10 protein-coding genes are annotated in these 8,371 nt (G+C 65.6%); 4 read left to right on the forward strand and 6 right to left on the reverse strand.

What is annotated here, in order from left to right; translation table 11 throughout:
• Nucleotide 1: 1 nt before the first annotated feature.
• Nucleotides 2-226, reverse strand: a complete 225-nt coding sequence (locus BW971_RS21345; protein WP_076482645.1) for a hypothetical protein — start codon at nucleotides 224-226, stop codon at nucleotides 2-4.
• A gap of 602 nt (nucleotides 227-828) precedes the next feature.
• On the opposite strand from BW971_RS21345, the gene BW971_RS18870 reads away from it, so the two are divergent.
• On the forward strand, nucleotides 829-1,080 hold the full coding sequence (locus BW971_RS18870; RefSeq protein ID WP_076482601.1) for a hypothetical protein: 252 nt from the start codon (nucleotides 829-831) through the stop codon (nucleotides 1,078-1,080).
• Here the strand turns inward: BW971_RS18870 and BW971_RS18875 are convergent.
• Entirely contained in the window at nucleotides 1,065-1,883 is an 819-nt protein-coding gene (locus BW971_RS18875) for a DUF6461 domain-containing protein (RefSeq protein WP_143690463.1), read from the reverse strand. The two genes, BW971_RS18870 and BW971_RS18875, sit on opposite strands and share 16 nt — an antisense overlap.
• A 72-nt stretch (nucleotides 1,884-1,955) precedes the next feature.
• Here BW971_RS18875 and BW971_RS18880 point away from each other — a divergent pair, with 72 nt between their 5' ends.
• Nucleotides 1,956-3,212 (forward strand): DUF6461 domain-containing protein, encoded by a 1,257-nt coding sequence (locus BW971_RS18880; RefSeq protein WP_076482603.1) that lies wholly within the window; start codon nucleotides 1,956-1,958, stop codon nucleotides 3,210-3,212.
• A 138-nt stretch (nucleotides 3,213-3,350) separates the two neighbouring features.
• Here the strand turns inward: BW971_RS18880 and BW971_RS18885 are convergent, their stop codons facing one another.
• From BW971_RS18885 to BW971_RS18895, 3 genes are all read right to left on the reverse strand, one after another.
• Complete coding sequence (locus BW971_RS18885; RefSeq protein WP_076482604.1) at nucleotides 3,351-3,539, reverse strand: hypothetical protein; 189 nt, start codon at nucleotides 3,537-3,539, stop codon at nucleotides 3,351-3,353.
• A 330-nt stretch (nucleotides 3,540-3,869) separates the two neighbouring features.
• Nucleotides 3,870-4,205 (reverse strand): cupin domain-containing protein, encoded by a 336-nt coding sequence (locus tag BW971_RS18890; RefSeq protein WP_076482605.1) that lies wholly within the window; start codon nucleotides 4,203-4,205, stop codon nucleotides 3,870-3,872.
• Between the two features lie 99 nt (nucleotides 4,206-4,304).
• Nucleotides 4,305-6,050 carry an ABC transporter ATP-binding protein gene (locus BW971_RS18895; protein ID WP_083710375.1) on the reverse strand — a complete coding sequence of 582 codons (1,746 nt, stop codon included), beginning with the start codon at nucleotides 6,048-6,050 and terminating at the stop codon, nucleotides 4,305-4,307.
• Between the two features lie 400 nt (nucleotides 6,051-6,450).
• Here BW971_RS18895 and BW971_RS18900 point away from each other — a divergent pair, with 400 nt between their 5' ends.
• Together BW971_RS18900 and BW971_RS18905 are read left to right on the forward strand one after the other, a co-directional pair.
• Entirely contained in the window at nucleotides 6,451-7,083 is a 633-nt protein-coding gene (locus BW971_RS18900) for a DUF3159 domain-containing protein (protein ID WP_076482607.1), read from the forward strand.
• Nucleotides 7,080-7,700 (forward strand): TetR/AcrR family transcriptional regulator, encoded by a 621-nt coding sequence (locus tag BW971_RS18905; RefSeq protein WP_159441887.1) that lies wholly within the window; start codon nucleotides 7,080-7,082, stop codon nucleotides 7,698-7,700. Before BW971_RS18900 ends, BW971_RS18905 begins: the two co-directional genes overlap by 4 nt.
• Nucleotides 7,701-7,733: 33 nt before the next feature.
• Here BW971_RS18905 and BW971_RS18910 read toward each other — a convergent pair.
• Nucleotides 7,734-8,371 (reverse strand): HNH endonuclease signature motif containing protein (locus tag BW971_RS18910; protein ID WP_143690464.1); only part of this gene is annotated, 638 nt, incomplete at its 5' end.

Consider the following 8,371-nt stretch of genomic DNA (forward strand, 5'->3'; position numbering starts at 1 on the left):
CTCACCGCCACGTCAGTTCACCGTTTTCGATTGTCGGTGTCGAACCGTCGAACGCCTCGCCGGTATCGATGGCGGTGGCAACGTCGGCCAGCAGCGCCCCAATGCTTGGCCAGGTAGTCGCGTCGTCGTCAGCGTCGACCTTGTCGAACGCGATCACGCTGTGGGTCGATTCACCCGGCCGACCATCAACCACCCACAGATAGCCGTCGCGCTCGGCGATGGGCACGTACTGGCGGATAAATCCGTAAGCGGGTGGCCCCGAGTACAGCGGATACCCCGACGGGGCCGGGTGTGTGCTGAGCATCATGCTCCATATTTGCGCGATCTGGGCAGCGCTCAACAAGTCCAGGTCTGGGAAAAGTCGAGCCCACTGCCCATCGAAAAACCCGTTATGGCAGGACAGCCACTCCGATAGGTCCCCGTACACACGGCGACAGCGGACCCCATTCGACGCATCGAGTACCCCCGCGACCTGGTCCTCGGGCAACGCCGGTGCGATAGCAGCAAGCGTGCTGTGCGCACGTCGCTGCTGTAACACCGACACCAAGCGATCCCACTGAGTCCGAACCTCACCCATACCGCCATCCTGGTGCACCCGTCGAATGCCTGCGGCAAACACATGCAGACGAAGGGCCCCTTCCCAACCTCTGGAAGAGGCCAGTCGCATTCGCTCACCTGTCGAGGATCGATAACCACGCGTTCACGCGGCTGCGGCATCCATTGGCGCCGACACGGCTACTCGCCGTGGGTTGCCCCTCGGCCCCACCCACTTCCCGTGACACGGGAACTCTGATGCCAGAGATGGGTGACCCGCCTGTTCCTGCAGATATGGTGGCGTCCGACACCACCATCCTGGCGTCGGACGGCCGCCGCGAGAACGACTCAGCGTTAGCGCTCCCCTACATTCGGGCAGGCAGCATCAAGGAGGACGAGCACTTCGCCGCCATGCTCGTCGCCGACGTCGACATCAGCGACATCCAACGGTGGGACACCACCTTCCACGCCGACAGGTCGGTGGAGAGCGTGCAACGACCTCGATGCGCAGCGACCGGTGGGTGGGGTGTTCACCGATCCTGGTGACGCGTTCGACCGGCCTCAGGCCGAGGACCTCGAACGCACCGAGAATGGATCGGGGTGGTGGAGACAGGACTGGCCCCGACTGACGGGTATTCAGGTTGACTCGCCGGTCTGATGCTTCCGAGCGTGGTCCCACCGAACCCCGGGTTGCATCGCCACGGGGCAACGGTGAACCGCGCGGAGTCCAGTACCTCTCGCGACAGGTGTACTCCGGTCAGCGCTTCAGCGAGCGCGAAGCACCCTTCGATGTGGTGGTCGTTGTCGGTATAGTCGCCCGGCTCGACGTAGATCCCCCCGGTGCGGTTGACGATGAGGTCTTTGACCGTCGCACCGGGCCCGTCACCAGACCAGTGCGACCCTGCGTGTAAGACGTGCATCGCGAGCATCGGCTCGAACGCGATCTGTTCGACCCCGTCGCGCCACCAACAGAACCCGCCGTACCCGCCGATGTTCGAATGACACACCAGCTCGAAGCGTTCACCGAGCACCGGCAGCATCGCCACGGGGTCGATACCGACGTAGTAGCTGTCCTGTTGGGCAAGCAACGTCCACTCACCACCGTCGCCGGAGACCGACGCGACTGCCAAGGTCTGCTCGGTTTCCAGATCCACGGACCACGTGCCGTCTTCGACCACGCTGGCACCGATGCCACCACCGACACCGACCACGTCGACCCGTGGTGACACCCAGCCGAGTGCGGTAAGCAGCGACTCCGGATCCGTGCGCACCAGTGCGGCGGCGTAGCCGTTTCCCAGCCACGTCGGGTACGTCTGTCGCAGCCACAGGTAGTCGCGGTAGGTAGGCACCTCACCCACCTCACCAGAGACGAGACGGCGAAGTCCGGCAAATCGAGGTGATGTTTTGCGATGCTCATTGCCATGGCGACGACCTACCGGGACTACCTGTGGTTCAAAGACGACGAGTTCACCGGGTGGCGGGGCAACGGTCACGTCGTCAGTCTCATCCGCGATGCCACTGCCGCTGGCGTTCTCGACGCCCTGGGGGCCGTCGGCCGCCGCCGTACCGATATGGGCTTCAGCGGGTTCGGTCAGCAGGCCATGGAGTTCGAGATGCTTGGCCTGGTCCGACCGGACCCCTACGCCGTGCAGACAGTGCAGACCGTGGGCGTCGCGGACATCGGTGACGGATGGGTACTACTGATCCAGCAGGCCAGTGACTACCTCGGCATCGACGACGAGTTGTTCGGCCCTGTGATCGCACACCACGAGGTCGTCAGCCACTACAGCAACGTCAACGCCAACAACCGGTTCGCGTGGTGGCGCGACGGCAAACGTGTCGTCTCATTTGAGCCGATGAGTCCCACGATGGATCTCGAGTGGGCCCGTGCGACCGCACCCGAGGAAACCGACACCGTGCTGGCGCTCATCGCCGAGGTCGGCGGCATCGAGCTCGACGACCACGAAGGAACGCGGACCGAGTTCTTCCACATCGAGGGCAGTTTCGCCCTGGCCGAACGCCTCACCGGCGTCGAGGTGAGCAAGGAACTCCTCGCATCCGCCGAGTTCACCGTCGCGATGATCCCCACCACGACCCAACCCGACGATCCCTACGCCCACGAGCTACCCCCAAGCGTGCCCCTGCTCGCCGACAGTGCCACCTGGGACGAGGTCTACCTGTTGTACCGGTCCGCGGCGGAGTCGACAGTGCACGCAACGATGGTGCTCACCCAGGGAGGCAGCGGTAGCGAAGAGCGCGATGAGGCCGAATTCTGGTACGCGCCGTTTCGAGGCACACGCCAAGTCGACGCCGACGGACTGCTATGGGTCGACCGGTTTCCGGGCGAGCACTGGCACCGAGGTCCGTACACCCCCAACACCTGGCCCGAGAACTTCATCGCCCTTCAACGGCGCTGGGAACCCGAGACACCATTCCGGTCGCTCCTCGACCCACTCACCCCGGCGACACCGACCGAGGTGAACGGGCGTCGGGCATGGGAATTCGTCCTCCCCGCCGACGCCATGTCCAGTTCAGACCTTGCGGTCGCGTTCGATGCCCACACCGGTATCCCGCTCCGCGCGGAGACCACACACCGCACCGAGGAACTACACGACGTCGTGCTCGACGAAACCTTCAGTGACGACCTGTTCGCAGTACCCGACGAGCACCCTGAATAACGGGTGTGACGTCATGGCGCAGAGACGTGCGGTAGACACCCGGCGGACGCCGCAACCGGTAGCGGTGCGCCTAGTGGCGGGCGGTGTAGCGGTCGTGGGGAACAACCAGCTCGAGCAGGCCCCGCTGCACCAGTCCTTTCAGGCGTCGTTGGGCTGTGGTGTGCTCCACCGATATCCACCCCGCGACACAGCGATCCGCCAGCGTCGATCCGTGGTGTCGGAACCGTCGGAGACCCGGTGATGCACCGCCGCCACGAGATCGGGGTCGTCCCAGCAGGCCACCTGGGCCAGCACGTCAGCGATCAGTGCCCGGTCCTCGGCATTCACCTCAGGTTGATAGCCGCGGAAGCGTTCAAAGACCCGACGCCAATGCTTGTAGCTGTGCGACACATGCCGGGCTGAGTACCGCGTCCCCCGCGTAGCGTCCTGCTGATCGCGTTCCCCGGAACTTCACGAAACACGGGTAGCGGTCATAGAACGGTTTCGCCGTGCGCCACGACCGGATCTTCAGCTCACTCAGCACCCACGCACCCGCGGTGGCCGCATCCGACCGTTCCCCCGGCCAGGGAACCCTGTTAAGCACCCGCAGATGCTCCACCGGCGATGCCCCGCGTGGCACGCTGACGGTGACGGTCGACCACCGAGATCGGTAGCCGCTCAGGTCTCGTCGATCATCTCGATGACCTCGTCGACGCCGGGCGCCAGGAGATAGCACGCGAGAAATGTCGCAGGCTCGTGCGCGGACGCGTTGTCGAAGTGGGCGATCGTCTCGTCGCGAGGCTCGAAGAACGCATCACCCGGATGGAGGATGAGCGCTTCGGTGCCGTGTCGCTGGTATCGGATGGTCCCGTCCAGTACATAACCGGCCACGTCGCACGGGTGTCGATGAACGCCGACCGACTGCCCCCGATCCAGCTCGATCCGGACCATCCGTGCGCTCTCGATGTTCGGGACATCGGCGAGTACCGATTGCTGGAGGTCCGTGCGTCGCATTCAGGTTCCTTCGGCTGGGGGGGATCAACGATGTCGCGGCAACTGTACCAACTAGTATGTACGTCGGTTGCACGGCAGTGGCGTGCAGCCGACTGACCCTCACGTGGTCAGAGACCTGACCACGTGACGTGGCGCGACGTCGAGTCTCATGCGCATCGAGCCAGGTGCCGCATGCCGGGGTGTGCGCACGTGCACGAGTCGACGGCCGCGCAGCTCAACCACGTTGTCGGCCGCGGCGGCGAGGCGAGGGTCGTGGGTGATCACCAGGACGGTGCGATCGACCGCGAGACGACGCAGTGCCTCGACCACGCGTGCGGCGGTGGCCGTATCTAGTCCCGAGGTCGGTTCGTCCAACACCAGGATCGGGGTGTCTCGCAGGATGGCGCGGGCGAGCGCGATTCGCTGGCGTTGACCACCCGACAGCGCGAGGCCCTCCTCGTCCAGGACGGTCGCATACCCCAGTGGCAATGCGCGGATGAAGTCGTCGGCGTCGGCGGCGACGGCCGCGGCGACGACCTGCGACTCCGTCGCACCGGGCTGCGCGTAGGCGATGTTGTCGGCAACTGTGCCTGCCTTGATCGTGGTCTGCTGCGGGAGCAGAGTGACATGTTCACGTACCGACGCAGCGGTCATGGTGCGGATGTCGGTGCCGTCCAGCAGGATCGAGCCGCGTTGCGGGGTGTCGAACCGCACCAACAGACCGGCCAGAGTCGACTTTCCGCTCCCACTCGGCCCGACCAATGCGGTCAGTTCACCGGGGCGCACATCCAGGGAGGCGTTGTCGAGCAGCGACTCGGGGCCATACCCGTACCCGACGCCACGGAGTGACAGTGTGCTGTGGGGTGACACCGACGGCGATATCGCATCGGCCTGGTCGGTGTCCGACGGTGGAAGGTCGAGAAGTTCGGCGACGCGTTCGGCACTGACCACCGCGGAGCTCACCGACAGCCGGAGGTCGGCGATCTCCTGCATTTTCGGGTACAGGTAGCCGAGGTAGCCGGTGAGCGCGACCAACCCGCCGACGCTCAGGTGACCCTGCCGTATCTGCCAGACCCCCATCACCGCGATGATCAGGGTCAGCAGGACCTGGCCCACCGACATCACCGATCCGAAACCCACCTCGACTCGCGACTGGAAGATCCGGGCGCGTAGCCAGTCCTGACCGAAGCCGGCGACGCGAGCGTGTTCGCATGATTGCTGGTTGTAGGCGACGGCGGTCTCGTGACCGGCGAGCCCTTCGTGCACCGCGACTCCGATGTTGCTGTTCGCGGCGCGCTCGAGTCGGGTGGCACGGGTCTGCGCGGTCGCAAACGATCGCGAGATCAGCCACATGACCGGTATGGCGATCACGGCCACCACAGCGACCTGCCAGGACATGATGAACGCGGCGGTTACGAGGCCGACGGTGCTCAGCGTGGCGATCAGCAGCTGCATCAGCCCGGACCCGGTCAGGTGCTCGATCGCTTCCAGGTCGCTGAGATGGCGATTGACGAGGTCGCCGAGACCGTAGCTGCGGTGCAATCGCGGATGCAGCCGTTGCACCCACGCGAAGAGGTGGTTGCGGAGGTTGCGGACGACGTCCTCGGACGCGGCGATCGCGCGGAGTTGCCCGAAGTAGTCGGTCACGGCGCCGACGAGCGTCAGAGCCAGCCACGCGGCGGCCGTGGCGGCGAAGGTCTGCCACGAATCCGACGACAACGCCATGTCGAGGACATCGGACAGCACGAAGATCCCGATGATCTCGGCCACCGCCGACACCACCAGGAAAATCGCGGCGAGCGCGTAACGCCGACGGTGGTGCACTACCAGCGGGGCGAACCGTCGCGCCGCATCCCGAACAGTCACAGTGTCTCCTTCACAACAGTGTTCGCCAGGACTCGGCCCTGGCGAACACTGTGGCGGATAGTGGTACTCGGATCAGCTCCAGACCCAGACCCAACGACGCTCGCTGGGACGCCAGACACGGCGGCGCCGACGCGGCTGCTGCTGGGTGTTGGTCTTGGGTCGATTCTGCTGGATCATCGTAAGTGCCTTTCTCCGAATGCTTTTCGTTGACATGAGAGACACTAGGGACGTTCTCTGCCCGCCGGCTTCTCCGACGCTGGCAGTCTGCTGAGATCGGGATCGTGCCGTGTCGGCACCCGGCAAATGCCGCTTGTTGCCCCGGCCTGCGGAACTCATTGACCGTAGCGTAACGGTGTTGTACAACGGACACATGAGCTCATGCCCGGCGACTGTCACACCGGTGAGCCGCGCCGAACGCGACTCACCGCTCAGGGCGCGCGGGTCGCGGCCGACCGTCTGGGATCGGGTGGGCGGGGTACGCGGTCTGGTTCAGTCGGCGATCCCGTCGGTGGTCTTTGTCAGCGTCCACACGCTGGTCGGGATGGCCTCCGCCGTGGCGATGGCGATAGCGGCGGCTCTCGTGGTCCTGGCTGTTCGTAGATGTCGTGGTGTCACCGTCCGCCCCGCGATCGGCGGAGTGGTCGGTGTGGTGGTCTCCGCCGCCGTCGCCGGTGGCACCGGGGATGCGAGAGACTATTTCTTGCCTGACATCTGGGGTTACACGATCGGGTCCGCGGTGCTGATGCTGTCGGTGATCGTGCGATGGCCGCTCGCCGGGGTGGTGTGGACCGCGATGAACGGCTCGATGACCACGGCGTGGCGTGCGGACAAGCGCGCGCTGTCCGGGTACACGGTTGCCACGGTGGCTGCCGCCATCGCTTTCGCCGTCCGCGCGCTGATCCAGACCTGGTTCTACCGCCACGACGTGGTCGGCGCGATGACGGTGGTACGAGTGGGGCTGGGGTATCCGCTCTGGGGCATGACCGCATTGGTGTGGGCGTGGGCAATTCATCGAGCCGACGGTGGTCGGTGAGTCCGCGCGCCCTGGATCCGAGCGTCCCTGCCGCATTGACGCACGCCGCCATGGAGATCTTGGCTGGCGAAGGGCGCGGTGCGCTCAGCGCGCGACGGCTCGCTCGGGAGGCCAAGACGTCGACGACGGCCGTGTACACGTACTTCGGCAGTATGGACGACGTGCACCGTCAGGTGCGGAAGTACGCGATCGGTGAACTCCTGTCCGAGTTCGACTCCGAGCCGGTGACCGACGACCCGGTCACCGACCTGGCTCGTGTGGCGGCGATCCACGTGCGGCATGGTTGCGCCCATCCCGCGATGTATCGCGTCATGTTCGTTGACCAACCGCCGGATACGGTCGACGATCCGGGAGCGGAGGTGTTTGCGCGGTTCACCGAGCTCATCGAGCGGTGCATCGAGGAGGGACGGTTCCAACCCGATGAGCCGCACCATCCCCACATGTGGGCAGGTGAGCTGTGGGCGATGGCGCACGGAGTCGTGGTGTCTGCGCTCGCCGGGTTGTTCTCGTCCGAACACGCGATGGTCCTACACCAAGACATGCTCTTCCGGCATTGCGTTGGACTGGGTGACGACCGGGCCCGAGCTCGTCGGTCGGTGGAGAGTGTGGCGATTTGAGCAAACGCGGACGGCTGACGACCGGTCAGATGTTCACGCCGCCAACGGTTCGTCGTCGGGTGGTTCGCCGAGGGGTATGAGGTGGAGGTCGTGTTCCCAGCGGTGGCCTTCGGCGAGGTGGGCAGGGTCCAGCGTCAGTTGTTCCCGGAAGGTGTCGCGAAATCGTTGCGCTGTGCGAGCCTGACCGGTTTCCAGGGCGAGTTGGTGGCGGTTGGCGGCGGCGCGCGCGGCGATCGTTCTGTCTTGTCGCAAAATCGGGTTGGGAAGCAACTGTTCTGCGGTGCCGCGTTGTTTCCACCCGACCCGTCCGACCCATTCGGGCGGCCCGGTGTCGGGGGTGATGATCTCGGTGATCCACCCATGCTCGCTGTCATTGACCTGGGCGTGATCGGCATCGCACGCCAGGGCGAGCACGTCGATGTCGGTCAACCCACCGTTCTTCCATTCCTGCACGTGGTGCACCGCGGCGCGGGTGGCGGGTTGATCACAGCCGGGGCGGGTGCAGCCGCGTTGGGAGGCGATCAACGCCATCCGTTGATCCGGGTTAGCGAGTCGTCGTTGCCGGCCGAGGAACAACGGCCGGTCCTTGTCGTCCAACAGGGCGAGGAACGGGCGAGACGTCCCGGCCAGGGCGAGGGCGTCCCGGACGGGGAGGGTGCCGCCGGAGGCGG

Source organism: Williamsia sterculiae, from assembly GCF_900156495.1.
GTDB classification, from domain to species: domain Bacteria; phylum Actinomycetota; class Actinomycetes; order Mycobacteriales; family Mycobacteriaceae; genus Williamsia_B; species Williamsia_B sterculiae.